Consider the following 25,682-nt stretch of genomic DNA (forward strand, 5'->3'; position numbering starts at 1 on the left):
AAAGACTTAACAAGTCGGGCGCCCGCCCGCTGCCGCTTTTCTCTGAAAACAATCTTCGAATTTTCCAAAGAAAATAATGGGTTCGCGTGTGTTACTCACCGGATATCCATCGTGCAAAAATTCCAAACGAGGAGATATCGAATGAAAGACGGGATGTTCGTTTTCGATGCAGCGGTCCACACGCAGGACTTCGGCGACAATCAGATCAAGGACGGAAGCGACGGGAGACGGGTGCGTCTGCTGCGATCGCAGATCGCGGGTTTCATCAACCTGACGGGCCGCAGGGGGCCGCCGCCGGAAACCTCGACCTTCTCCAATCCGGACCTGGAGTGGGGCAACAAGATGCTGTTTGAGAACTCCGATACCGACATGGCCTCTGCCTGCTCGGTGCCCCTCTTTTCACACTGGCGGGCCGGGCTCGGCCCGGTCGAACTGAGCGACGCTTTCGCCAAGTCAAACCCGAAGCGTGTCGTCCTCACCGGTGGCGTGGACCCTGCCTATCACGGGCTGGATTTCGCGCTTGCGGAAATGGAGCGGCAGGTCAAGGAACTGGGCGCCGTCAGCATGAAGTTCTATCAGTACCAGCGCCGTGGATGCTCCTGGCGTGCAGACGACCGCGATATTGCCTATCCGCTATGGGAAAAGGCGATTGATCTCGGCATCAAGATGGTCCAGTTCCACAAGGGCTTTCCGCTGGAGCTCGGCCCCGTGGAAGCATTCAAGCCGAATGATATCCAATATGCCGCTGCCGATTTCCCGGAGTTGAATTTCGGCATCCATCATCTTGGTGACCCCTATGTCGATGAGACGATCTCCATCGCCAGCCGTTTCGACAATATCTTCCTGATCCTGCCGCTCTGGTTCAATCAGTACTATCTGCAGCCCTGGAAAATGCTCGAGCGGCTCGGCGAAGCCCTCCTTTATGTCGGCTCCGATCGGATCTGCTACGGATCGGAAGCTTTCATCTGGCCCCACGTGCAGACCTATATCGATACCCTGGCCAATCTCGAAATGCCCGAAGAACTCCAGGAGCGTTACGGCTACCCCGAGATCACCCGCGAAATGAAGGAAAACATACTCGGCAAGGCGTTTGCGCGGGGTATGGGCATCGACATCGAAGCCAAGAAGATCGAACTGGGGCTGGTGGCATGATGCAGTCATCCCACATCTCGCCGGAAGCACTTGAGGCCGCATTCGCCCGGGTGCGTCCTCTTATTCTAGGCCACGGCGGAGATATCGAGGTTTCCGATATCTCCGCTGACGGTGTCGTCAGCATCAGGCTTCTGGGCGCCTGCAAGGCGTGCCCGAATATGGCGATGACCTATGTGGGTCCTATCCGGTCGTACCTGATGGATGTCGAGGGTGTGACGGATGTGCGTTGCGAGCAGGTCAATGTCGGGCCGAAAGCGCTTGACCGGCTTGCCCGCAGACTGGGAGCGCGCCCTGTCCTGGAAGCTGCCTCCTCGGCACCCTAGGCCCTGCATTTCTGGATACACGATTAACAAAAAATGCGGGAGCCTCGGCTCCCGCATCTTTTTGTGTGGGAGCCGCGACGCTGGCGTCGTGGCTCCGCATTTTCAGGGAATAATTTTCTCGGCTCGCAGACGGTCGAAGACGTCGATGAATGACTGCTCGGTGTCCTGCGTTTCGGTAAAGCCCAATGCCCGCGCCTTGGCCGTGGAATGCACGCACTCCATGGGGCGACCGAGATCGAGGTCGGTGTGCCAGGCGGAGGCAAGCTTGTCGAGCTTGTTGGGCTGGAGGTTGTGCGTCTTGACGAGCTCGTCCCAGGCGTCGGACGAGTTCTTCATCTGCTCTACCAGCGAATTGAACTCACCCGGATATTCGGCAACGGGGATATCGAAATAATCAGCAATACGCTGCCACAGCTGTTCCCACCGGAAGACGTCGCCGTTCACGGCGTTGAATGCTTCGTTGCGGGCATTGGGTTCGGTACCTGCCCAGACGATCTGCTTGGCCAGAATCCGGGCGTCCGTGATGTCGTTCAGGCCGCGATAGGCCGTGGCGCTGCCGGGAAAGCGGAAGGGCTGCCCGGTCGCCTTGCAGATCGAGGCATGGGTTGCCAGCGTCGCGCCGATGTTCATCAGATTGCCGACTGCATAACCGATGATGGTATGAGAGCGATGAACGGACCAGCCGAAACCATATTTCGCGCCATAGGCCATCACCACATCTTCAAGCTCGTAATAGAAGTTCTTCTTGGGAAGGCGGGGTGCCGTTTCACGGAACGGCGTAACGGGGGTGACCTTGCCGTAATCCTCGAAGGGACCAAGATAGTGCTTGGTGCCGGTAACGACGCCCACATGCTCCACGCTGCCCTTCTCCGCGAAGGCATCGAGCACCGTGCGCAGCATGTCGCCGTTCAGTCGGATGTTTTCGTCTTCGTTGGAGCCGAGCGTCCAGGAGCAGTAAAAGATGTGGGTAGGGGCGAGATCGGAGAGTGCGGCGATGGCTGCGTCCCGATCAAGGAGATCGACGCTGCGGGACTGGATGTAGGAGGCGCCGACAGGCGGCCGCCGCGACAGGCCATGAATCTCCCAGCCACCTTCGCTGCGAAGATGCTCGGCCACATTCAGTCCCACGATCCCCGTTACGCCGACAATCAGCGCGCGCTTCTGGTACATTTTACACCTCTCATGTTTGGAAAGAGGGTGAAGATGGCTGCTGTGGCGCTTGTCGGAAATCCCATCCACGGAATAAGTAAAGTGAAAATTGTTCACAGATGGAGCCGTCATGCAAAACCGCGCCTTTGAGATGGAGGTATTCGTCTGTGTTGCCGAGTCCGGAAGCTTTTCGAATGCGGCAGATAAACTCGGCCTTTCCCCCTCCGCAATCAGCAAGCTCGTTGCGCGGCTTGAACAGCGGCTGGGTGTCCAGCTCGTCGTTCGTTCCACGCGTTCGCTGCGCCTAACATCGGAAGGTGAGGCATTTCATTCCCTCTCCCGATCCATCCTGCAGGACATTGCCGAGGTGGAAACCCAGATCGCCCGGCAGTCAGAAAGCGCCGTTGGTGTTCTCAAGGTCAGTTGCAACGTTCCTTTCGGAATTCACGCCGTATGCCCTCTCATTCCGCGATTCCTGGCCGAGAATACGGGCATGAAAATCGACCTGGAACTGAGCGACGAACCGGTGGATCTCATCCTGGAGCGAACCGATCTGGCGATCCGCACGGGAAGCCTTCAGGATTCATCCATGAAGACCAGGCGCCTTTTGAATTCGCCCCGATATGTGGTGGCCAGCCCGGAATATCTGCGCCTGCAGGGCAGCCCTGTTCATCCAAATGACCTGAGAAAGCACAATTGCCTGACCATTGCCGGCAAACCGCAGCACTCGGTCTGGAATTTCAGGGATGTCGACGACAGCGGCGTCGGGATCGTGGTTCCGGTTGCTGGCAATCTGGCGGTCAATAACGGCGAGACGCTCAGAGGTTTTGCGCTTGCCGGGTTAGGCATCGCCAGGCTCTCCGAATTTCACATCGGCAAGGATCTGGAAGAGGGGAGGCTGGTGGCACTTCTGCCGGCCTATGACGCCCAGGAAGCCGAACCTATCAGCGCCATCTATTCCGCCCAGTCGCACGTTCCCCAGCGAATCCGACGTTTTCTTGATTTTCTCGTCACCAATCTCGGGGATGCCAGAAGGCACAAATGATCGTTTGATAATTTATCACTTGATCATTTGTGGGGCTGGTGTTATCTCTAATCCTGCTCAGGGAGTGGGCGCGGGTGGTTTTTCGATCCCGGATGAGATCCGGGTCAATATTGTTTCGATAGCGGGAAGGACGGTGGCGGTTACGCTGCCGAAACTGGCGAAACATGCAAAAAGTTGTCAAAAAATATCTCGATGCGGCTGATCGCGAACAGCAGATTCTCGATTTTGCGATCACCTATGTGGCGCAACGCGGCCTGAGCTTCACGACGCGGGAGCTCGCTGACGCGCTTGGTGTGTCCCAGCCGCTTCTCTATCGGTATTTCAAGAACCGCGACGAACTTCTGAAGAAAATCTACGATGAAGTATATTTGAAACGCTGGGACCAGAACTGGAATGCCCAGCTATCCGATCGTAGCATTCCGATACGCGATCGCCTGATCCGTTACCTCAAGGCCTATACCCTGGCTATTCTCGACGAGCGGTGGATCCGCATTTTCATCGCATCCGCGCTTGAAGATCCGCAGATCAGCAAGCGATATCTCGGGCTTCTCCATGAAACGACATTTCCCCTGATCTACAGGGAGATCGCTGCCGAAGCGGGAGTAACGCCTCCGACGGGCGCTGCCGCAGACGAGCTGGCGGTTGAGATTGTCTGGGGGTTTCACTGCAGCTTCTTTTATTTCGGCGTGCGTAAATACATTTACCGCAACAGGATTCCCGAAAAACTCGATCCTGTCATCGAGGCGCGCGTTGATGTCTTCGTCACGGGGCTTTCCGAAAGCATGCGCCGCATGGGCACGTATGTTTCCAAGATGGAGGGTTCGAAATGAGCAGCATTCAAGACCTTCGCGTCTTTTCCGAGATCGTCAAATCCAACAGCTTTTCGATGGCGGCTACCAAGCTGGGTCTTTCACCGGCGACGATGAGCGGACGCCTGAAGGCGCTCGAAGACCATTTCGGTGTCGCATTGTTGAAACGGACGACGCGTTCGCTCAGCCTCACGGAAGAGGGCAGGTATCTGTTCGAAACGTCGAAGGCGATCATCGATGATTTCGAAAAACTCGACAAGACGATGCGGGCCCGAAAGGGATGTGCTTTCGGCACGGTGACGATCGCAGCACCGGCGGATTTCGGCCGCAAATACCTGGTTCCGCTGACGAATGAGTTTGGCAAGGATCATCCGGAGGTTGGCTTTCGGCTGATCTTTGGCGGAGAGGATATAAACCTCGTGGAGAACGAGTGCGATATGGCGATCCGTTTCGGCGCAATGCCGGACAGCGCTCTGACCACCCGAAAGCTTGGCGCCAACCCGATCGTCACCTGCGCGTCACAGGCCTATCTCGATCGGTTCGGGATACCGGAAACACCGCAGGATCTGGTGAACCATAACTGTCTTATCTACCTCGACGGCAAACTTCCGAACGACAAATGGACGTTCGCAGCCGACGGGGAGCAAAGCGCGGTGCGGGTCAGCGGCAACCGGCTGGTGTCGGACTGGACGGCGCTTATCGACCTTGCGCAGGCCGGGCAGGGCATCATCCATGCATCGTCCTGGGATGTCTGTCATGCGCTCGAGGCGGGTACGCTGGTGCCGGTGTTGCTGGAGTTCCAGGAGGAGCCCGCGATTATCCATCTCCTGTCCGAACAGCGGCACAGACTGCCGCTCAGAACGGTGGAATTCATCGATTTTCTCGTTCACCGGGTCAAGCGGATGAGCCGTAGCGTGGAGCTTAGCCTCAAAGGGCCACTTCAGCTCTGCGGCGCAGCCTAACAGACATCGCCCTACTCAATTTTTTTACCGGCAGCCTCGCGGTTTGCCGAACGATCAACCGTGGAGTTTCAAATGGATTATGGCCTGAAAGACAAGCACGTCCTTGTCACGGGTGGTGCGACCGGCATCGGACTTGCCATAGCAAAAGCTTTCGCGGCCGAGGACGCAATAGTCACGGTCAGCGGCTTGAATGATGCCGAAGTTGAAAGCGCCTGCACGACCATAGGTTCCCAATGCCGGGGCCGAGCCGGTGACCTGACGGCTGATGGTGAGGCGCAGGCTCTCTATACATTCGCCCTCAGCCGCAAGCCGGTGGACATTCTGGTTAACAGCATCGGGATTTTTGAAGTCAGGGATTTCTTCGAGACGACCGACGAACACTGGTTCCGCTATTTCGACGTCAATGTCATGACCGGGGTGCGGATGTCCCGCCTTGTACTCAAGGACATGCTGGCGCGCGGTGAGGGCAGCGTTGTCTTCATCGGCAGCGAAAGCGGTGTGAAGCCGCAGGCATGGATGCCGCATTATGGCGCGATGAAGACCTGCATCCTCGGTGTCTCGAGGGCGCTCGCCGAACTGACCAAGGGAACACGCGTGCGTGTGAATACCATCCTCCCCGGTCCGACCGACACGGATGCCGTCAAGCGGTATCACGAAGAGATTGCGCGGGATCGCGGGGTAACGCGCGCGGATGTAGTCGCCCAGTATTTCGATGACACGGAACCGACCTCGCTGATCCGCAGGATGATCGAGCCGGTGGAGGTGGCCCGAAGCGTGGTCCATCTGGCGGCTTCAGCACATCTCAACGGCATGGCGATGCGGGCCGAAGGCGGCACGATCCGGTCGATTCTGTAACGTCGGACAGAGATCAGAACTCTTCTTCAGCATTGCTGAACAGTGAATTCAAAGGCAGGCCATCAATGTAAATAAGCATTTGCGCTATCAAGGGCTTACGCAGATTTCGGGAGGAGCTTCGTGAACCAGTTTGACCTTACTGATAAAAAGGCCTTCGTCACCGGTGCGGGCAGCGGCCTTGGTCAGGCGATCGCCATAGCCTATGCCGAGGCTGGCGCGGATGTGGCCTGTCTGGATCTCGGCTCCAGCGCCGGTCTTGATGAGACAGTCCGGTTGATTGGCGCTCTGGGGCGCGCGGCAATCGCCCTTGAAGGTGATGTAACCGATCCGGACTCCATCGATCGCGCCTTTGACAAGGCCGAAGAGGTTCTTGGACCTGTCGTTATCGCTGCCAATAGTGCGGGTGTCGTCGATGTCTCGCCGGCCGAGCATCTGCCCAGGGCGCAATATCTGCGGCTGATGGAAATCAACCTCAACGGATTGTTCTGGTCCTGTCAGGCGGAGGGGCGGCGAATGCTGCAGCGGGGCTGCGGCTCCATCCTCAACATGGCGTCGATCTGTGGCTCGACGGCCATCAATGGCCTTGAACAGGTTCACTATGATGCCAGCAAGGCAGGCGTTATCCGCCTCACCAAAAGCCTGGCAGCCGAATGGGCGCCGCGGGGCGTAAGGGTCAATTGCCTGAGTCCGGGCTTCATGGCGACGCCGATGAACAGTCGCTCCGAGGTTGCGGAACATGTCAGCCGGTTCGCATCGATGACGCCGATGCAACGTCTGGGCCAACCCCGGGAGGTCGGCGGCCCGGCGGTCTTTCTGGCAAGTGATGCTGCAAGTTACTGCACCGGCGTCGATCTCAACGTCGATGGCGGCTTTCTGTCGACCTGACCAACAAACAACAAAGGAGGAGAAAAACATGCATAGGCTTTCCAAACTGACGGGCACGCTGTTCGTATCGATGCTCATTTCAGGCACGGCGTTCGCACAACCCCTCAAGATCGGCTGGATCCAGGGTAATGCTGCATTCCAGGCCGAACAGCGCACAGAGGACGGGTTCAAGAAGTACCTGACCGACAACAAGATTTCCGACTGGGAAATCACCTATCTCGATTCCGCCGGCGCGGCCGAGAAGGTTGCAAACAACATCGACGATGCGGTCAATCGCGGTGTTGACGTGATTTACATTACCTATGCCGACTTGCGCGCCTCCAGCAATGCGCTGAAGAGCGCCGAGGCCGCCAAGATCCCGGTCTATACGGTCGATTCAGGCTGGATCCCCGGATCTACGGCCGACATTACGACCAACAACTGGCAGATGTCGGCCGAGGTCTCTCTCAGCCTTATCAGCCAGATAAAGGGCAAGGGTAACCTGATCATCATCACCACCGACAAGATCAAGCCGGTGCGGGAACGCACCGACACGCTGAAGGCGATCCTGAAGGAATATCCCGAGGTCAAGATCATTGGCGAATATAATTTCGACGTCGCCAATTTCTATCAGGAGACGCTTAACGCCGTGCAGGATTTCGCAACGCGTTACGGCAACGACATTACCGCGGTGTGGACACCGTGGGACGAGCCGGCGCAGGCGGCCATCACCGCTCTGCAGGGAGCCGGCCTTACCGTGCCGGTCTCCGGGATGGACGGACATCCTGAAGCGATCAAGGCCGTATGTGCCAAGGATTCAATGTTTGTCGCGACGGGCCGTCAGCAATTCGAGGAATGGGGTGCGAAGCTGGCCGAATATGCCAAACGCGCAAAGATCGATGGTGAAGACCCCAAGTCGGTCACGAACGGCAAGGATATCGTCTATTACGGCGCCACGCTGTTTACCAAGGATAATTGCCAGTAACTCCTCCCAGGCGGGCGGCGAAAGCCGCCTGCCGAACTCTATAGGTGAATGATGGCGATCGCGCTCGAAAACATCTCTAAGCAATGGCCGGGTACGCTCGCGCTCGACAACGTTTCGATCGAGATCCGGGAAGGCCGGGTGCACGGCGTTGTCGGCGAAAACGGCGCCGGAAAATCGACCCTCATGGGTGTCTTGAGCGGTGCCGTAATGCCGACAACAGGGACATTGCGCATGGCAGGGCAGGCGATCACTTTCGAGAACCCCGCCGTTGCGGTGGCAACCGGTGTCTCGCTCGTGTCGCAGGAGGGGAACCTTGTGCCCCACCTGACCGCCGCGGAAAATATATGCCTTGGATTTGAACCTGCCAAAGGCGGTTTCTTCATCAACAGGGGTCAGGTCGTGCGCCAGGCCGAAGAGCTGGCGCGGCAATGGTTTCCCGACACGCCCATCCAGCTGAACCGCCGGGTGGACGAACTGCCTTACGCTGACCAGAAGGTGGTGGAGATCCTGCGGGCGCTGCATTCGCGTCCCAAGGTGCTTATTCTCGATGAGCCGACAGCGACCCTGCCGGCCAAGCAGAAACAGAGCCTCTGGAATCTGATCCACACGCTCTCCCAGGCCGGAATGTCCGTTGTTCTGATCAGCCACTTCCTGCAGGAAGTCATCGATCTGTCAGACGAAATCACCGTGCTTCAGGACGGGCGCAAAGTCAGCCACCTCGTCAAGAGCGACGGCGAAATCACGGAGCGGCAGCTGATTGATCTCATGCTCAACCGGGCCAAGAGAGGCGAGACCGATTATCATTTCGATACGTCGGCGATGACCAACCGGGAAAACAATCTCGGAGAAACCGTCGTGAACGTCTCGGGCTGGGCGGGAGACAATTTTTCCGTTTCGCAAATTGCGGTCCGCCGTGGCGAAATCCTCGGCCTGATCGGCCTGACGGGTTCTGGCCACTTCGAGTTCGCCCAGTCGCTGTTCGAGCCCTCTAGGGCTGCTTCCGGTCAATACGAGTTCATCGGGCGGGATGTCGGACGGGCATCCGTGCGCGACATGAAACGCGCCGGGGCGGCACTCGTGCCGGATCACCGGATGATCAACGCCATGGTGGCGGATTGGACCGTGCGGGAAAACATGTCCATGGCGGGCGTGCGCGAAACGAGCATCAAGCCATTCGGGCTTATCCAGCGGCGTCGGGAAAATGACGAGGCGCTGCGTCTGGTCAAGCGCCTCAACATCAAGACCTCCTCTGCAGAAGCAAAGATCGTCGAACTCAGCGGTGGCAACAAGCAGAAGGTCTCGGTCGCAAAATGGCTGTTCGCCGCCGAGGGACGCTATTCGCTCTTCATTTTCCTCGAACCCACGGAGGGTGTGGATGTCGGGGCTAAACGCGAGATCCACGAACTGATCAAGAAACTGGCCGATCAGGGTGCCGCTGTCGTGGTCGCATCCAGCGACCTTCTCGAAGTCGCCTATGTGGCCGATCGCATCGTGCCGTTCCGCCAGGGCCGCAATAGCGATGAGATCGAACGCAAGGATTTCAATGAGGCGGCCTTCATCAATGCAATTGCGGGAGTGACACAATGACCATTACAGCAACCTCCGAACGGGACATCACCGTGAGAAAAATCAGCTTCGGCATGCTGGCGCAGAAATACAGCACGCTGGTCGTGCTTGTCCTGCTGTTCATCGGATTTTCGGTGGCGACGGACAGGTTTTTCACGAGCACGAACCTCGTCAACATCCTCCAGCAGATATCAATGCTGACCATTGTTGCCATCGGCCTGACATTCGGCTTTGCGGCGAAGGAAATGGACCTTTCCGTTGGCTACGTGGTTGGCCTTGCAGGTCTGCTTTGTCCGCTTCTCCTGGTCGCGGGAACGCCGATACCCCTTGCGATCCTTGCGGCGCTGGGTGCCGGTCTTGCCGTTGGACTGATCAACGCCTCGCTCGTTGTCGGCATTGGCGTCCCTTCGTTGATCGCGACACTTGCCGCGGGATCGATCCTCTGGGGCATCAACTTCATCATCTCCGGTGGACGGGCGATCTATGGCGGAATTCCCGGCGGATATCTCGTCCTGGGTCAAGGGAAAATCGGCGCATTCTTTCCCTATCCGGCGCTGATCATGCTCCTTCTCGTCGCTTTCTCCTGGTTCGTCATGGAGCGCACGACCTTTGGGCGTTACCTCTATGCGGTCGGCGGCAACGCCCGCGCAGCCGAACTGTCCGGCATCAACGTCAGATCCTATCGGGTCTATGGCCTTGCCCTGAGTTCGTTCTTTGCGGCGATCTCCGGAATCATCCTGTCGGCACGACTCGGATCGGGCCAGCCCAATGGCGGTGAGACCTATCTTCTCGACGGCCTTGCGGCAGTCTTCATCGGCATGACGATGCTGCGTCCCGGTACGGCTACGGTCATGGGAACGTTCTTCGGCGCGCTGCTCATCGGCATCATGAATAACGGCCTCAACCTGATGGGCATGGACACATATATCCAGAGCATCGTCAAAGGCGTGATCATTGTCATTGCCGTTTCCATCGTGTCCCGCTCGACCAAGTTGAGGCTTCTCTGATTGGTCGGCGGCCGATGCGAATGCTGTCCGTCATCCTGCAATGGTCCTGCTTGACTGCTCTTCATGCCTTTGTTGCATTGTGCCTGTCACAGCGCCGCAGAGTGCAACGGAGGAGACTGCAATGGATCTGAAACTGACGGACAAGGTTGTTATCGTGACCGGTGCGAGTTCGGGCATAGGGTTTGAGACGGCCAAGAGCTTCTTGTCAGAAGGAGCATTCGTCGTCGGCGTCAGTCGGGACATGCAGCCGCTTGCCGCGGTGGCTGATCCCGACCGCTGCGCCACGATCGAACTGGATCTTGCCGTGCGGGGTTCGGAGGCTGTGGTTGCTGCCCATGCTTTGGAACGTTTCGGGCGGATCGACATCCTGTTCAACAATGCCGGGATATGCCCGACACGAACAGGATTCCTCGATGTAAGCGATGACGACTGGGACGAGACGCTCAACCTCAATCTGGGTGGCTATATTCGCATGTCGCGTGCGGTTTTGCCCACCATGTTGCAACAGGGAAAGGGTGTCATCGTTCATTGCGGGTCGGAGGCCGGGCGCATGCCGCATCCGCTCCTTCCGGATTATAGTACCTCGAAGGCCGCCATAACCCTGCTTTCGAAAGCACTGGCCCGTGAGTTTACATCCCGGGGTGTTCGTTCCAACGTGGTCGCGCCTGCGCATATTCGCACCGAACTCTGGGACCGGCCCGGCGGTTTTCTGCATGCGCTTGCGGAGCGCTACGGGACATCGCCCGACGCTGCGGTCAAGGCATTTTTGCAGGAGGCCCGGCTGCCGGCGGGGCGACTTGGTACAGTGGCGGATGTTGCCTCCGCGGTTCTGTATCTCGCATCAGAACTCTCCGATTTCATTAGTGGCGACGTCATCAACGTCGATGGTGGTGTACTGCCCACCACATGAGATCAAACCCAAGAGGAAACGCCATGACGAACTTGGCTACCGATAAGCACATCAGCGATCTGCAAAGGGAGTTCGCTGAAGCTCAAACCAACGGAAATGTTGGGCAGGTTCTCGAGACCGAAACAAATGACGTCCGTATATGGAAAATACGTCTCAAGCCAGGCGAGCGCGTCGGCTATCACCGGCACGTATTGAATTATTTCTGGGTCGCGGTGACGTCGGGAAAATCACGTTCAAGGCTGTCCACGGGTGAAATAGTGGAGACAGAATATAGTCCGGGCGATTGCAGGTATTTCAGTTTCGGGGCCGGCCAGCATATGATCCATGACCTCACGAATATCGGCGACACCGATCTCATCTTTACGACCGTGGAGTTGAAAGGGTCAGCCAACCCGCCATTGGCGTTGAAATGAACTGGATTTGGGACCATCCTCCATCGTCGGTCGGGCGTCGTTGTTAGTGCTTTTGCCAGGCCAGATCGCACTAGCCAAAAATAAAAATATAATGCATCATATATCATGCATTATTAATTGTTCGATATTTGGCGGATGTAAAGCCGCGAAGCTACCACGGGAATACTGGAGATCAGTCCAATGCAACTAAAAGACCAGACATTGTTCCGGCAGGCGGCATATGTGGCCGGCGAATGGATCGAGGCGAATGCTACGGCTATCGCCGTGACGAACCCCGCGACGGGTGAGGTGATCGGCCACGTGCCGAAGCTTGGCGCAGCCGAGACGAAGACGGCGATTGCCGCGGCGGAGAAAGCCCAGAGGGAATGGGCTGCCCGCACCGCAAAGGAACGCGCCGGCATCCTGCGGAAATGGTTCGAACTGATGATGGCGAACCAGGACGATCTGGGCCGGATACTCACTGCGGAGCAGGGCAAGCCGCTTGCGGAAGCCAAGGGCGAAATCGCATATGGCGCGAGTTTCATCGAATGGTTCGCCGAAGAAGCCCGCCGCATCTATGGCGACATCGTTCCGGGGCACCAGAAAGACAAGCGCATCCTGGTCCTGAAGCAGCCGATTGGAGTCGTTGCGGCTGTCACGCCGTGGAACTTCCCGAATGCGATGATTACCCGCAAGGCAGGGCCAGCCTTTGCGGCCGGATGCGCCATGGTGCTGAAGCCGGCAAGCCAGACACCCTTCTCGGCGATTGCGCTGGCGGTTCTCGGCGAACGCGCTGGTCTGCCCCCGGGTCTCTTTTCGGTTGTGACCGGCTCGGCACGCGAGATCGGGGCGGAGATGACAGCTAATCCAATCGTGCGGAAGCTGACTTTCACCGGTTCGACCGAGGTGGGTGCGGAGCTTTACCGGCAGTCGGCCCCGACCATCAAGAAGCTCGGTCTGGAACTCGGCGGCAATGCGCCCTTCATCGTCTTTGATGATGCCGATCTTGATGAGGCGGTGGAAGGCGCGTTGATTGCCAAATTCCGGAACAATGGCCAGACCTGCGTCTGCGCAAACCGGCTTTACGTACAGGACGGCGTTTACGATGCCTTTGCGGAAAAGCTCGCAAAAGCGGTTGGCGGCCTCAAGACCGGTAATGGTTTCGACGAGGGCGTTGTGCTCGGGCCGCTCATCGACGACGCGGCGCTGAAGAAGGTGGAGGAGCATGTCAGCGATGCGCTCTCCAAGGGGGCCAGAGTTCTTCAGGGCGGCAAGCAGCATCGTCTGGGCGGAACGTTCTATGAAGCGACCGTGCTTGCCGACGTCACGAAGGACATGGCGGTGGCCACCGAGGAGACTTTCGGCCCGGTTGCGCCGCTCTTCCGTTTCGCGCACGAAGCCGATGTGATCGCTCAGGCGAATGACACGGAGTTCGGCCTCGCATCCTATTTCTATGCAAAGGATCTCGCCCGTGTGTTCCGGGTAGCGGAGGCGCTGGAATATGGGATGGTGGGTGTCAATACGGGGCTCATCTCGACGGCGGAAGCACCCTTCGGAGGCGTAAAATCGTCGGGTCTGGGCCGCGAAGGTTCGAAATACGGTATCGATGACTTCGTCGAGATCAAATATGTCTGCCTCGGTGGCGTCGCCTGAGCGACGCCAGAGTGGACCTTCCCCGATGGCGGGAGTTCGCTCTTCCGGTTCTGAATGGCTGCCTGACCTCACGGTCGGGTGGCCATTTTCCTGTCGGGGCAAAGTTGGCGGCCTATTGCCGTGAGATTGGGAGTGAAACGCTCGAAGCGGCGATTGTCGTACGCCGCTTCGATAATGTCGTGGGTATGGTACAGGCGCCGTCTGCTAGAGGGCGACCACCCGGTTGCCCGGGTTCGGCCCCGCTTTCAGGCGTGAAAGTGCAGCGGGCAAATCCTCAAAATTCGCCGTTTCGATAAGCTGAGGATCGAAGGTTCCTTCGCAGATCTGGCGTGCCATTGCGGCACCGGCTGCGACCAGCCGTCCCCATTGATGATCGCATGCATGGGCGTGCATCGCGTTGAGGCCGACTTCGTGCAGTGAGATCGTTGTGGAGAAAGCGGGAAGCGGCGCTGCTTCCTGCCGGTCCTGAATGCAGACAAGATGACCATTCGCCGTCAAAAGAGGCGCAAGGGTGGTGGCGTGAGCGCCGCTCACCATATCGAACACCGCATGGATTGGCTGATGCAGCACCCGTTCCCTGAAGTCACTCTTCCAATATTCGTTGTGATAATTTGTGACGGTCGCTGCGCCGAGTTTCAGCAGGCGGTTTGCCTGTGCGGCAGAGGCGACCGCGTGGACGACCCAGCCTTTGTCGCGCGCGAGCTGGAGCAAAGCGCCGCCGACGGCTCCGGAGGCGCCGGTGACGAGCACATGGGCTCCGGGCCAGAGCGGCACCTTGTCGATGGCCTGCTGCGCGGTGAGGCCAGGGCAGGGAATTGCGGCGGCTGCGGTGAAGGGCAGGCTTGCCGGCAGAGGAATGGCCGCGCGCGCGGGGATAACCGTGTATTCAGCAAACGAACCGGGACGTGTGAGGTCGTTGTGATAGGCGACGCGTGCGCCGACCGCGATGTGACTGACATCTTTCCCGACTTCTTCTACTTCGCCGGCCCCGTCGACGCCGGGGATATGCGGCCACGTCCAGGCGTCATGGCCCCAGAGTATGAATTTCCAGTCGACGGGGTTGAGACCGATTGCCCGGTTACGGACGAGCAGTTCACCGCGCCCGGGACGCGGCTTTGGCATTTCGCGTAATTGCAGGACGTTCAGGTCGCCGGTTATGTCGTGAACCCAAGCTTTCATTTTTTACCCCTCAGCAGATTGAATAGCCGCCGTCGATCGGAATCATCGCGCCGGTCACATAACCCGCGTCGGGCGACAGAAGGAAACGGACGACAGATGCGACTTCGGCGGGTTTGGCCCAGCGTCCCATCGGAATGCGGGCGCCGATACGTTCGGCGCGTGCAGCGTCGGTCCGCGCATTTTCCGAGATACGGGTCTCCACCCATCCCGGCGCGATCGAATTCACCCGAATGCCGCGTCCGGCCCAGGCGACCGCCTGTGACCGGGTCATCGCGGCGACGGCGCCCTTGCTCGCCGTGTAGGCGGGGGCGCCCGGGGAGCCGAAGATCGCCCACATCGAGGCAACATTGACGACGGCGCCACCGGCGGCCTGCAGCCGGTCGAGCAGGGCGGCGGAAAATGCAAAGCCGGCGGTGACATTAACGCGCATGACCTGTTCGAAGGCGTCGGTCTCCCATTCCTGCTGGTGGCGCAGCATGCCAGCGCAGTTTACGAGGCCAGCGACGGGCTGTCCCTCCGGCAGTGCCGCGATACTTGCCTTGGTGTCGGTCAGGTCCACCTTGTGAAAGGCGATTGCAGCGCTCAGATCCGCATCGCGATCCAGCCCCAGCGCGATGACCTGATAGCCGCTCTCGGCGAGAAGTTCCGCCACGGCCCGGCCAATGCCGGTTCCGCCACCGGTCACCACTGCAAGGGGTTTTGCCTGGTCTTCATTGGGCATCATGTGCTCCTGCCTTTTCTGTTTGATATAACGTCATGCGTCCTCGACCGATTGCATTGCCTCCACGAGGTCCTCGACCGTGAGTGGGCGGGGGAAATTCAGCATGTGAGGTACGGTGATGGATGCCTGAGCGACGGCGAGAAACTGGTCCCCGGTGATGGGGTGTCCGGCAAGCGCACGCAGGCTGATAGGCAGTCCCGTATGCCGGTAAAGGGCGGCAATAGCTGGTGGCAATGCCTCACCCAGAAGCTGATGGTGAACCAGAAGCCCATAGGCGACCTGAAATCCATGCGGTTTCGCATTGACGCCCGGTACATGCGGCAGGCCGCGGGTGAGCGCGTGGGGAACGGAGAGGCCACCGCTTTCAAAACCGAGCCCCGCCATCAGTATCATCGCCTCAACGGCCGCGTCGAAAGCCTCAGTCGGCACACCCGAACCCGCCGCATCGAAAGCGGCAATGCCGTGCGTTACGAGTGTGTCGTAACAATGGGTGGCGATCACGCCTGAAAGGCCGGTCGGCCGGGCGCGAAACATGGTTGTGCCGCAACCGCTCGCGCAGGCGAGCGCCTCGGCCTTCTTCGACAGGGCGTCACCCAATCCGGCTGCGAACATGGACTTCGGCGCTCCCGCCAGCAACGCGGTATCGACAATGACAAAATCCGGATTACGTTTCAGGTGCCTCACTTCAAGGAGGAGGTCGTTGGTGTCGTAGAGCACGTAGTTCTTGCTTGTCGGTGCATCATTGGAGGCGACGGTCGGTACGGTGATCAGCTTGATGTCGCGCACGCCCGCCAGTGCCTTGCCGGCATCGATGGCGCGACCGCCGCCCGCGGCAATGACGATTTCAGGTGTGTTTTTGCCGAGTGCGGCAGAAAGCCGTTGCGCAGTCTCTATACCGATCTGGCCTTCGAACGGCAGGATCACCATGGAAACGCCGGCTTTTTCCAGGGATTGGCGAAAGGTGTCTTCAACGAGAGGGAGGACGTGAACGTCTGCCACGAGGACGGCGCTTTTTCCGATCTGCGCGGCGAAGCCGCCGATCCGGTCGAGGATATTCCGGCCCTGGACATAACGCGACGGCGCGCCGAAGACTTTGAGTTGGTTGTCGAAAATAGTTAAGGGATCAGACATTTTTGCTCTCAGACAATTTTCATATATGATATATGATTGTTTGGAAGGCGCAAGCGTCTTGTCGCCGTTTTAAGGAAGAACCGCATGATTTCCGGAAAAACCCGTTTCGTCCCGTTGCTCGCCCACCCCGCTCAACATGTCCGCACACCGTCACGTTTTAATGCTGAATGCGAGCGGCAGGGGCTGGATATGATCATGGTGCCGCTTGATGTGCGGCCCGACATGCTGGACCAGACGGTCGCCAGCTTCCGGGCAATTGCAAATATTGCCGGCATGGTGATCACCATTCCCCACAAGGCTTCCGCCGCGAGGCTCTGCGACCGGAGAGTTGGGGCTGCCACTCTTGTCGATGCCTGCAACATCATTCGCCGGGAAGCGGACGGCAGCCTCACGGGCGGTATGTTCGATGGTGAGGGTTTCGTCGCCGGGCTTCGCCATCAGGGGCATGATCCGGCGGGTTTTCGCACGCTGCTCATCGGTGCCGGCGGAGCGGCGAGCGGTGTGGGACATGCTCTTCTCGGGGCTGGCGTCATGGACCTTACAATCGCAAACCGCTCGCTTCACAAGGCCGAACATCTGGCAAGACAGCTTGCAGGCGCCTTCCCGGATGCCCGCGTGGTGGCGGCTGCGGCGGATCCGGCGGGCTATGACCTTGTTGTCAACGGCACGGCGCTCGGCATGCATGAGAACGACGCCCTGCCCATCGATGTAGACAGGCTCGATAAAGGCACTGTCGTCGCTGAAGTGGTGATGCAACCTGACATGACGCCTCTGTTGATCGCGGCTGAAAAGCGGGGATGCCATATACATAAGGGTATCCACATGATCGAGCAGCAGGTGCGCCTGCTTGTTGATTTCCTCAAGTGACGTAAAAAAGGTCCGCATCGACTTGCGATGCGGACCAGGTGCGGCGCCTGGGAGGTCAAACACGTCTTTTTGCGTGGGCGCCGATGCCTTGCATGAGAACTGCCAGAATGATGATGACACCCTTGATGATCTGCTGCGGATAGGCTGGAACGCTCATCAGGTTCATGATGTTGCCGATCAGTCCCAGAATGAGGACGCCGATCATCGTGTTGATCACCGTACCCCTGCCACCGGACAGAAGGGCTCCACCAATAACGCAGGCGGCAATGGCGTCGAGTTCGAGGCCAATGCCGGTCACTGGTGTTCCGACGGCGGTGCGGGCCGTCACGAATATGCCGGCGAGGGCCGAAAGCGCGCCGCAAAGCATGAAGGCGAGGAACTTGTAGCGCCAGACGGGAAGGCCAGCGAGGCGCACCGCACTCTCATTGCTGCCGGTTGCGACGGTGAGGCGTCCCCAGCTGGTCCGGCGCAACAGGAAAATGAACAGGGCAATGAAGAGGAAGACGGCCAGGACCGGCCAGGGAAGGCCGAGACCGGGCACGCCCTTGCTGCCGAATGCCGTCAGAATCTGAGCTGTCGACAGGTCGCGGGGAAAGCGTACGGGCTGGCCATTGGAGAGCATATAGGCGAGGCCGCGGGCCATGGTCATCATGGCGAGCGTCGCGACGAAGGAGGCCATGCCGAAGCCGGCGACAAGAACGCCATTGATCGCGCCGAGCAAAGCGCCGAACAGCACGCCACCCAAGATGCACAGGACAAGCGCGGTGCCGCCGTCAAATGGCAGCGCCGGCATGACCATCGCCACGCTCATGCCACCGATCGCCGCGACTGAACCGACCGAGAGATCGATTCCTCCCGTCAGGATCACCAGCAGCATGCCGATGGCGACCAGGGCAAGCGGTGCAAGTTGCCGCAGGAGATTATATATGTTTTGAAGTGTCAGGAAATGTTCCGACAACAGCGTGGAAACGACGATGAGCGTCACCAGCATGATATAGATGTTATAGGTGACCAGGTTGGAAACAAGGCCGGAAGCCTTTGAATTAGTGGACATTCTCGCGCCCCATTGCCAGTTCGATAATACCTTCCTCGGAAATGTCTGTGCCGGTCAGTTCACCGGCGATCCGGCCGGCGCGCATGACAAGCACGCGATCGCACATGCCGATCAGTTCTAGCATTTCGGAGGAGACCATGATTATGGCGGCGCCATTGGCCGCCAGTTCGTTGATGACGCGGTAAATCTCGACCTTCGCCCCGACGTCGACGCCGCGGGTGGGTTCGTCGAGCAGCAGCACCTCGCAACCGGAAACAAGCCATTTCATCAGCGCGACTTTCTGCTGGTTGCCGCCAGAAAGCGTTCCAGCTTCAGCGTCGATGCTTTCGGCCTTGAGGTTGAGCTGTTTGCGCAGGCTTTCGGTCGCACCGCGTTCCCGGCGATCGCGCAGCAGGCCCAAAGGGCCCAGATGCGGATTGACCGGCGTCATCATTGCATTGGTAAGAATGGGCATGTCGAGAAGACATCCCTGATGTTTGCGATCTTCGGGCACCAGGCCGATGCCGGCGCGCACGGCTTCTCCGGGTCTGCTGATGCTCAGCACCTTGCCATCGAGGCGCACTTCACCCTGTGTAAGGGGATCGGCACCGAAAATTGCGCGCAATACCTCGGTTCGTCCCGCACCGATGAGGCCACCGATGCCGAGCACTTCGCCCCGTCTAACTTCGAAGGTGACGCCCGAGACGAGCGGTCCCGTCGCCAGATTTTCGACGGCAAGAGCAACCGGGCCGGGCGTGACGTCCCGGTCGGGAAAGAAGTCCTTCAGTTCACGACCGATCATCAGGTTGACGAGGCGCTTGTGGTCAAGTGTAGCGATCTCCCACGTGCCCACGATTGCACCGTCCTTTAGTACGGTGGCGCGGTCACACAGGCTGAATATCTCGTCCAGCCGATGGGAGATGTAGATGATGCAGACACCGTTGTCCCGCAGCTGCCGTATGAGCTTGAACAGTTTTTCCGTCTCGTGGTTGGTGAGGACGGCGGTGGGTTCGTCTAGGACGAGGATCGAACATTCCCGGGACAGCGCCTTGCATATTTCGATGACCTGCTGGTGCGCGACCGTAAGGTTGCCGGCAAGCTCATCCGGATCGATATCGTCAAAACCCATGCCGGCCAGCAGTTCGGCGGCGCGCGCCCGCATTGCTCGTTTGTCCAGAAGGAAGCCGTGGCCGAGCTTTTCGATGAGAATGTTTTCGGCCACCGTGAGGTGGCGGGCGAGCGAGAATTCCTGGTAAATGATCGAGATTCCCCTGCGCATCGCGTCCTGCGGACTGGTGATAGTCACGGGCGTACCGTCGATGTGGATCTCGCCTTTGTCATGGGTGTAGGCGCCCGCGAGGATTTTCATCAGCGTCGATTTGCCGGCACCGTTCTCGCCCATGAGAGCGTGAACTTCTCCGGCACGCGCGGAAAACCGTGCGCCGCTGAGCGCTGTGACACCTCCGAACTCCTTGGAGATGTTGAGCATTTCTAGACGGTCCATCTTATCTTCCTCTCAAATGGGCGGGCCCCGGAAAGGCCCGCCATGCTTGCCGGCCGTCGGTCAGCCCTTGAGTTCGCTGATCGTCTTGAAAGGCGGAACGGTGTAGCGGAAGAAGGGGTTTGCCGTGTCCGGATCGATGAACTCATCGACGTTCTTTTCGGTCACGATCTGCGAGGGATAATATGAGCCGAGCGGCAGATTGCTGGCATCGAGGCCCTTGTCGAATATCTGGTTGATGAGTGCCAGGACGCCTTCGCCGGTATGCGAGCCGGAGCAAAGGCCGGTGACCAGCATGTCGCCGGATTTCACGAGATCGAGGGCGGTACGGAAGCCATCCGCCGCATTGGCAACGGCTATCTTGCCCTTCAGGCCCTGATTTTCGAGAGCGCGCAGAGCGCCCATGCCCATGAAGTCGTTTTCGGCAAGGATGATGTCGAGCTTGGAGGAGTGAGCGGTGAGGATGTCTTCAGCCGCATCGAGGCCGCCTTCTTCTGTCCAGAGACCGACGCCCATCGAAACCACACCGAATTTGGCTTCCGGATAATCGAACGAACCGCTCGTCTTCAATTGCTGGAACTTCTTGAAGCCGGCAAGCATGGCATCTTCCCTGGAGAGATTGAGGCCAAGCTGTTGTGAACGCTCATAGATGATGCCGGTGATCATGCCGTTGACGCGGCTTTCAGACGTGGAATTCCCGACGGTGCCGAGGATAGCCGCTGCGGTGATCTGTTTGTCGGCACCATAATGCTGCGCGACGTAACGGCCGGCTTCAAAACCGTTACCGTAAGGGTTGAACAGAACAGTGGTGACGATCGGGCTTTCATCCGGCACGGTTCCAAGGGCAATGACGGGAATGCCGGCATCGACGGCACGCTGCGCATCCGCAGCCGCTGCGGCAAGATCGGTCGGGTCCATGACGATGACGTCGACCTTCTTGGCGATGAAGGCGTCGATATGGGCCGAGGTCTTGGCCGGATCGCCATCCGCGACCTGGACGTCCAGTTCGTAGCCATATTCCTTCGCCTTGGCCTTCGCGGTGTCGATGACGCTGACGAACCAGGGATTGCCGAGCGTGATTTCCGTCCAGCCGATCACCAGTTTTTTGCCGGGCTCGCGGGTGGTTTTAGGCAGCGCCTTCTCCACATCGGTGCGATCCGCCATGTTGGGGTCGATGACGCCTGAAAGCGCCGAGTTCGGCAGGAGCGTGTAGATCTCGTGCTTTTCGGCAGCGTTTGTCGTTGTGGCGGCAAGGGCCAGCGCTGCGGTGCATAGCATGGGCAATGCGGATTTCAGGAACCTCATGGTCTCACTCCCTCTGTTGAAGTTCTATGCATTTGTCGCTCCTGCGAGCGGAAGTCGTGCGCCTCCCTGCGCACGACGGGGCCTGTCAGCGAATGATTTCGCGGACAACCGTTTCGATGCCGGTCTGGTCGAGCCGGTAGTGGGCGTAGAGATGCGTCGGCGGCGCAATCAGCGCGTATTCATCGCGGATACCGTGGCGCACAAGCCTTGCGGGGCTGCCTTCTTCGGCAAGAACCTCGGCAACGGCGGCACCGAGGCCACCGAGGATATTGTGCTCTTCGATCGTCAGGATGACCTTCGAACGGGCAGCAGCCGCAAGGATGGCATCGCGATCGATCGGCTTGACCGTCGCCATGTCGATGACGCCGATACTACGGCCTTCCGCCTTGAGTTTCCGGGCGACCTGCACCGATGGATGGACGGGAAGGCCGCAGGCAATGATCGTCAGTTCTTCGCCGACAGCATGTTCGATCGCCTTGCCGAAAATGAAATCGCTTTTGGGATCGTAGAGATCGGGCTCGCGTCCGCGTCCCGTGCGGAAGTAGATCGGGCGATCATGGTCGGCCGAAGCGCGAATTGCCGCTTCAAACTGCGGGCCATCGGCCGGCGAAACGATCGTCAGGTCGGCGATCGAACGCATGGTGCCGATATCTTCCGTCGCGTGATGTGACGTGCCGTAGAAACCCATGGAGATGCCGGTATGGTGTCCGATCAGCCGAACGGGCAGGGCGCAATAGGCGACATCCATACGGATCTGCTCGCAGGTGAGCAGGCCGAGAAAGGAAGCAAAGGTTGCGACATAGGGCATCGTGCCCGTTGTCGCGATGCCGGCGGCGGCCGATACCATGTTTTGTTCGGAAATACCGAAGCTGAAGTAACGGTCCGGGAAGCGGGCGGCAAAGCGGTTGAGCCCGTTGGAGTATTGAAGGTCCGCGGAGCCCGCGACGATGTCGCGGCCTGCCTCGACAAGCGAGATCAGCCCGTTGGACAGATGGTCCAGGCCGGGGTTCTTCATGTTCAGTTCGCGGTAGTGCCACGAATTCGGCGAATTTGGCCGCAGATTGACAGTGCTCATCTCAAATTACCTTGGAAAGAATTTCTTGACGTGCGGCTTCCGCATCGGATGGATCGAGGTAGCCGAGGTGCCAGCCGGGTTCGGTCTCCATGTAGGAGACGCCCTTGCCCTTGAGCGTGCGCGCGATGATGCAGCATGGCTTTTCGCGGGTGTTGTCGGCTTTGACGCGACGCAGGAGCGCGGTCAGCTCCGCAATGTCATGGCCATCGACGATATGCACTTCCCAGCCGAAGGCGCGCCATTTCTCATCCAGCGGCTCGATACCCATCACGTCATCAACGGCGCCGTCGAGCTGGTAGCCGTTGCGGTCAACGATTGCGACCAGCCGCGACAGCTTGTGATGGGCCGCGCCGATGGCTGCTTCCCAAACCTGGCCTTCCTGCATCTCACCATCGCCGAGCATGACGAATGTTGTGAAGTCGCGGCCCTGGCGGCGTCCGTTCAGCGCCATGCCGAGACCGTTGGACAAGGCGTGTCCGATGGATCCGGAGGAAAAATCGACGCCCGGCACCTTGCGCATGTCGGGATGGTCACCGAGCGGATTGCCGAGGCGGGTGTAGCCGTTCAGCACCTCCGTCGGAATGTAGCCAAGCTCGGCAAGAATGGGGAACAGCCCCACCGCCGCATGACCCTTGCCCATCAGGAAGCGGTCGCGATCCGGCCATTTGGGATCGGGCGAAAGCCGCATCACGTCATAGTAGAGCGCTGCGAAAATCTCGGCTGCGGAAAATACCGAGGTGTAGTGGCCCACCTTGGCAATTTCGATAAGCCGGATGGTCTCCAGCCGCACGAACTGCGCGCGGTCTCTCAGATGCGCTATCTCGGTTTCGGTGGGACGAAAATCGTTTCTGATGGGCTGCGCCACGCGCTCCTCCTCCAATTTGCCAAAGGGTCGGCAACAACTGCTTGCGATGATGCGAGATAACATGATATATGATATATGTCACGAACAAAAATGGAGGATAACGTGAATCTTGCACTGACGCAGTCGGACGTGACTGCCATCCGCAACCGGATCACCATCAGGGGGCAGGCCTTCATAGACGGTCGTTTTACCGACGCCGCTTCGGGAGAGACGTTTGACGATATCTCGCCTCGCGACGGCACGGTCATCGCGCGCGTTGCAGCCTGCGACAGGGAAGATGTGGACCGCGCCGTTGCGGCTGCGCGCCGGGCTTTCGAGGCAGGCGTCTGGCGCGACCGGTCACCAAAGGAGCGCAAGAAAGTGCTTCAGCGCTTTGCGGCGCTGTTGGAAAAGCACATGGATGAGCTTGCGGTGCTTGAAACGCTCGACATGGGAAAGCCGATTTCCGAGAGCCGCAATATCGATGTCAACGTCGTGCTGGATACGTTGCAATGGTATGCCGAGTGCCCGGACAAGCTCTATGACGAGATCGCGCCCACCGGTCCCGGCCAGCTTGCCATGATCACACGCGAACCGATCGGCGTCGTCGGCGCGGTCGTGCCCTGGAACTTCCCCATGCTGATGGCGACGTGGAAATTCGCGCCGGCGCTTGCCATGGGCAACTCCGTCGTCCTGAAGCCTGCGGAACAATCTCCGTTGACAGCGCTGCGGCTGGCGGAGCTTGCGGCGGAAGCCGGTATTCCGGACGGCGTCTTTAATGTTGTGCCTGGTTTCGGCCCGACAGCTGGCAAGGCGCTCGGCCTGCATATGGATGTTGACTGCCTTGCCTTCACCGGCTCCGGCGAAGTGGGAAAACTGTTCCTGCAATATGCCGGTCAGTCCAACATGAAGCGTGTTTTCCTGGAATGCGGCGGAAAGTCGCCCAACATCATTCTCGATGATGTGCCCGAATTGCGTGTCGCGGCCGAGCGGGCGGCGACGGCGATCTGCTTCAACCAGGGCGAAGTCTGCGTTGCGCCATCACGGCTGATCCTTTCCAGACGCATCCAGGAGCAATTTCTCGACATCGTCGTCAATACCGCCCGGTCGATCCGTCCGGGCGATCCGCTGGATCCGGCGACCAAGCTTGGCGCCCTTGTCGAAAGCAGCCATCGCGACCGTGTTGAAAGCTACATCGAAAAGGGCAAGGCGGAAGGCGCGCGGCTGGTGCTCGGCGGTGACCGTCCAACTGATACGCCGGACGGCTATTACGTCAATCCGACGATCTTTGCGGATGTTCGCAATGACATGACAATCGCACGGGAAGAAATTTTCGGCCCCGTATTGTCGACCATTACGGTTGAGGATGACGAGGAGGCCGTCCGCGTCGCCAATGACAGTCCCTATGGGCTGGCCGCAGCCGTCTGGACGCGCGACCTTTCCCGCGCTCATCGCATGGCCCGCAAGCTTCGGGCAGGCACGGTCTGGGTCAATTGCTATGATCACGGTGATACGACGGTGCCGTTTGGCGGGTTCAAGCAATCCGGCAATGGACGCGACAAGTCGCTGCACGCAATCGACAAATATACTGAGCTGAAGACGACGTGGATAGAGCTTTGAAAGATCAGGGGGCGGCTTCGGCCGCCCCCTTTGCTTCCAGCCATTCGACCATTACGACGCCAACGCCGATGTCGGCCTGGATCGCCTTTCGGCATCCTTCTGGGTCGCGGAGGGTAAGGGCACGCAGCACATCATAGTGGCCGTGGTCGCCACTCGCCAGGATACGGGTTGGTGTGTTGAGATGGTACAGGTGGATGAGCGGTCCCATCTGCGCCCACATGCCCTCGATCGTTGCATAAAGCATTGGCATTTGTGCTGCTTCAGCAAGCTTGAAATGGAACTCGCGGTTGACGCGGGAGGCTTCCAGCGGGTCGCTGGCTGCCGCGTTGGTAAAATCCCCCTGCAGAGCTTCGAGAGCCGCGAGTTCTTTTTTCGAAATCTTGACGGCCGCCTGGGCGGCCGCCTCGCCTTCGAGATGATGGCGTATGAGTTGTATCTCACGCAATTCCGAGGGCGTCAGGCTTCTCACCTGGATCGAGGTTGCCGCCCTCATCTCCAGCGCGCGCTCGGTCACGAGCCGGAAGATCGCCTCGCGGACCGGCGTTATCGATACACCGAGCTGCTCGGCCAGGCTTGCGATTGTCAGCCGTTCACCCGGCTCGTAACGCCCATCCATGAGCGAGGAACGGATCGTGCCGTAAACCTGCTCGGAAAGGTTGCCTTTGTTGATTTTTTGCAGCTGGTTCATCTAAGGGCCCGTGGCGTTTCTTTGATCATGAGATTCGACAAGTCAA

The 25,682-nt window shown here is 59.1% G+C and carries 25 protein-coding genes; 15 read left to right on the top strand and 10 right to left on the bottom strand.

Going from position 1 to position 25,682, the window contains the following annotated elements:
• Positions 1 to 141 precede the first annotated feature (141 nt).
• Both AGR13A_RS22010 and AGR13A_RS22015 read left to right on the top strand, forming a co-directional pair.
• Positions 142 to 1,152, top strand: a complete 1,011-nt coding sequence (locus tag AGR13A_RS22010; protein ID WP_035225969.1) for an amidohydrolase family protein — start codon at positions 142 to 144, stop codon at positions 1,150 to 1,152.
• Positions 1,149 to 1,475 carry a NifU family protein gene (locus tag AGR13A_RS22015; protein WP_308400323.1) on the top strand — a complete coding sequence of 109 codons (327 nt, stop codon included), beginning with the start codon at positions 1,149 to 1,151 and terminating at the stop codon, positions 1,473 to 1,475. Before AGR13A_RS22010 ends, AGR13A_RS22015 begins: the two co-directional genes overlap by 4 nt.
• A gap of 102 nt (positions 1,476 to 1,577) precedes the next feature.
• Here AGR13A_RS22015 and AGR13A_RS22020 read toward each other — a convergent pair whose 3' ends face one another.
• The gene (locus AGR13A_RS22020; protein WP_035225966.1) at positions 1,578 to 2,645 is read right to left on the bottom strand and encodes an SDR family oxidoreductase; all 1,068 of its coding nucleotides are present in this window, start codon (positions 2,643 to 2,645) and stop codon (positions 1,578 to 1,580) included.
• Positions 2,646 to 2,754: 109 nt separating this feature from the next.
• Between AGR13A_RS22020 and AGR13A_RS22025 the strand changes: the two genes are divergently transcribed.
• From AGR13A_RS22025 to gabD, 11 genes are all read left to right on the top strand, one after another.
• The gene (locus tag AGR13A_RS22025) at positions 2,755 to 3,669 is read left to right on the top strand and encodes a LysR family transcriptional regulator (RefSeq protein WP_035225963.1); all 915 of its coding nucleotides are present in this window, start codon (positions 2,755 to 2,757) and stop codon (positions 3,667 to 3,669) included.
• 164 nt (positions 3,670 to 3,833) lie between these two features.
• A complete protein-coding gene (locus AGR13A_RS22030; protein WP_051796418.1) occupies positions 3,834 to 4,499 on the top strand; it encodes a TetR/AcrR family transcriptional regulator in 666 nt (221 codons plus the stop codon).
• Complete coding sequence (locus tag AGR13A_RS22035; RefSeq protein ID WP_035225960.1) at positions 4,496 to 5,440, top strand: LysR family transcriptional regulator; 945 nt, start codon at positions 4,496 to 4,498, stop codon at positions 5,438 to 5,440. Before AGR13A_RS22030 ends, AGR13A_RS22035 begins: the two co-directional genes overlap by 4 nt.
• 72 nt (positions 5,441 to 5,512) lie before the next feature.
• Positions 5,513 to 6,295, top strand: coding sequence for an SDR family NAD(P)-dependent oxidoreductase (locus tag AGR13A_RS22040; protein WP_035225957.1), 783 nt, complete (start codon positions 5,513 to 5,515; stop codon positions 6,293 to 6,295).
• A 120-nt stretch (positions 6,296 to 6,415) separates the two neighbouring features.
• A complete protein-coding gene (locus tag AGR13A_RS22045) occupies positions 6,416 to 7,180 on the top strand; it encodes an SDR family oxidoreductase (RefSeq protein ID WP_035225954.1) in 765 nt (254 codons plus the stop codon).
• A 28-nt stretch (positions 7,181 to 7,208) separates the two neighbouring features.
• The gene (locus AGR13A_RS22050; protein ID WP_051796414.1) at positions 7,209 to 8,144 is read left to right on the top strand and encodes a sugar ABC transporter substrate-binding protein; all 936 of its coding nucleotides are present in this window, start codon (positions 7,209 to 7,211) and stop codon (positions 8,142 to 8,144) included.
• A 48-nt stretch (positions 8,145 to 8,192) separates the two neighbouring features.
• Entirely contained in the window at positions 8,193 to 9,731 is a 1,539-nt protein-coding gene (locus tag AGR13A_RS22055) for a sugar ABC transporter ATP-binding protein (protein ID WP_308400324.1), read from the top strand.
• Positions 9,728 to 10,717, top strand: a complete 990-nt coding sequence (locus tag AGR13A_RS22060) for an ABC transporter permease (protein ID WP_035225951.1) — start codon at positions 9,728 to 9,730, stop codon at positions 10,715 to 10,717. Before AGR13A_RS22055 ends, AGR13A_RS22060 begins: the two co-directional genes overlap by 4 nt.
• Before the next feature lie 121 nt (positions 10,718 to 10,838).
• The gene (locus tag AGR13A_RS22065) at positions 10,839 to 11,627 is read left to right on the top strand and encodes an SDR family NAD(P)-dependent oxidoreductase (RefSeq protein WP_035225948.1); all 789 of its coding nucleotides are present in this window, start codon (positions 10,839 to 10,841) and stop codon (positions 11,625 to 11,627) included.
• Positions 11,628 to 11,650: 23 nt separating this feature from the next.
• Positions 11,651 to 12,040 carry a hypothetical protein gene (locus tag AGR13A_RS22070; RefSeq protein WP_051796410.1) on the top strand — a complete coding sequence of 130 codons (390 nt, stop codon included), beginning with the start codon at positions 11,651 to 11,653 and terminating at the stop codon, positions 12,038 to 12,040.
• Positions 12,041 to 12,220: 180 nt separating this feature from the next.
• Positions 12,221 to 13,672, top strand: coding sequence for an NADP-dependent succinate-semialdehyde dehydrogenase (gene gabD / locus AGR13A_RS22075; protein ID WP_080839513.1), 1,452 nt, complete (start codon positions 12,221 to 12,223; stop codon positions 13,670 to 13,672).
• 204 nt (positions 13,673 to 13,876) lie between these two features.
• Here gabD and AGR13A_RS22080 read toward each other — a convergent pair whose 3' ends face one another.
• Genes AGR13A_RS22080 through AGR13A_RS22090 form a run of 3 tightly spaced genes read right to left on the bottom strand, consistent with a single transcriptional unit; the run spans position 13,877 to position 16,703 of the window.
• Complete coding sequence (locus AGR13A_RS22080; RefSeq protein ID WP_080839515.1) at positions 13,877 to 14,851, bottom strand: zinc-binding dehydrogenase; 975 nt, start codon at positions 14,849 to 14,851, stop codon at positions 13,877 to 13,879.
• Between the two features lie 10 nt (positions 14,852 to 14,861).
• Entirely contained in the window at positions 14,862 to 15,572 is a 711-nt protein-coding gene (locus AGR13A_RS22085; protein WP_080840411.1) for an SDR family NAD(P)-dependent oxidoreductase, read from the bottom strand.
• A 33-nt stretch (positions 15,573 to 15,605) separates the two neighbouring features.
• Positions 15,606 to 16,703 carry a glycerol dehydrogenase gene (locus AGR13A_RS22090; protein WP_080839516.1) on the bottom strand — a complete coding sequence of 366 codons (1,098 nt, stop codon included), beginning with the start codon at positions 16,701 to 16,703 and terminating at the stop codon, positions 15,606 to 15,608.
• An 84-nt stretch (positions 16,704 to 16,787) separates the two neighbouring features.
• Between AGR13A_RS22090 and AGR13A_RS22095 the strand changes: the two genes are divergently transcribed.
• Complete coding sequence (locus tag AGR13A_RS22095; RefSeq protein WP_080839517.1) at positions 16,788 to 17,570, top strand: shikimate dehydrogenase family protein; 783 nt, start codon at positions 16,788 to 16,790, stop codon at positions 17,568 to 17,570.
• A 55-nt stretch (positions 17,571 to 17,625) separates the two neighbouring features.
• Here the strand turns inward: AGR13A_RS22095 and AGR13A_RS22100 are convergent, their stop codons facing one another.
• The 5 genes from AGR13A_RS22100 to AGR13A_RS22120 all read right to left on the bottom strand — a co-directional run bounded on the left by AGR13A_RS22100 (position 17,626) and on the right by AGR13A_RS22120 (position 23,349).
• Complete coding sequence (locus AGR13A_RS22100; RefSeq protein WP_080839519.1) at positions 17,626 to 18,624, bottom strand: ABC transporter permease; 999 nt, start codon at positions 18,622 to 18,624, stop codon at positions 17,626 to 17,628.
• Entirely contained in the window at positions 18,614 to 20,107 is a 1,494-nt protein-coding gene (locus AGR13A_RS22105; protein WP_080839521.1) for a sugar ABC transporter ATP-binding protein, read from the bottom strand. The genes AGR13A_RS22100 and AGR13A_RS22105 overlap by 11 nt, the downstream gene beginning before the upstream one ends.
• Positions 20,108 to 20,167: 60 nt before the next feature.
• Positions 20,168 to 21,409 carry a sugar ABC transporter substrate-binding protein gene (locus AGR13A_RS22110; protein ID WP_080839524.1) on the bottom strand — a complete coding sequence of 414 codons (1,242 nt, stop codon included), beginning with the start codon at positions 21,407 to 21,409 and terminating at the stop codon, positions 20,168 to 20,170.
• An 85-nt stretch (positions 21,410 to 21,494) separates the two neighbouring features.
• Positions 21,495 to 22,484 carry a transketolase family protein gene (locus tag AGR13A_RS22115; RefSeq protein ID WP_080839527.1) on the bottom strand — a complete coding sequence of 330 codons (990 nt, stop codon included), beginning with the start codon at positions 22,482 to 22,484 and terminating at the stop codon, positions 21,495 to 21,497.
• Between the two features lies 1 nt (position 22,485).
• Positions 22,486 to 23,349, bottom strand: coding sequence for a transketolase (locus AGR13A_RS22120; protein ID WP_308400325.1), 864 nt, complete (start codon positions 23,347 to 23,349; stop codon positions 22,486 to 22,488).
• A 102-nt stretch (positions 23,350 to 23,451) separates the two neighbouring features.
• On the opposite strand from AGR13A_RS22120, the gene AGR13A_RS22125 reads away from it, so the two are divergent.
• Entirely contained in the window at positions 23,452 to 24,948 is a 1,497-nt protein-coding gene (locus tag AGR13A_RS22125; RefSeq protein ID WP_035226035.1) for an aldehyde dehydrogenase, read from the top strand.
• A gap of 4 nt (positions 24,949 to 24,952) precedes the next feature.
• Here AGR13A_RS22125 and AGR13A_RS22130 read toward each other — a convergent pair whose 3' ends face one another.
• The gene (locus AGR13A_RS22130) at positions 24,953 to 25,636 is read right to left on the bottom strand and encodes a GntR family transcriptional regulator (protein WP_080839529.1); all 684 of its coding nucleotides are present in this window, start codon (positions 25,634 to 25,636) and stop codon (positions 24,953 to 24,955) included.
• Positions 25,637 to 25,682 lie beyond the last annotated feature (46 nt).

Origin of the sequence: Agrobacterium genomosp. 13 str. CFBP 6927 (assembly GCA_900012615.1) — a bacterium.
Taxonomy (GTDB): domain Bacteria; phylum Pseudomonadota; class Alphaproteobacteria; order Rhizobiales; family Rhizobiaceae; genus Agrobacterium.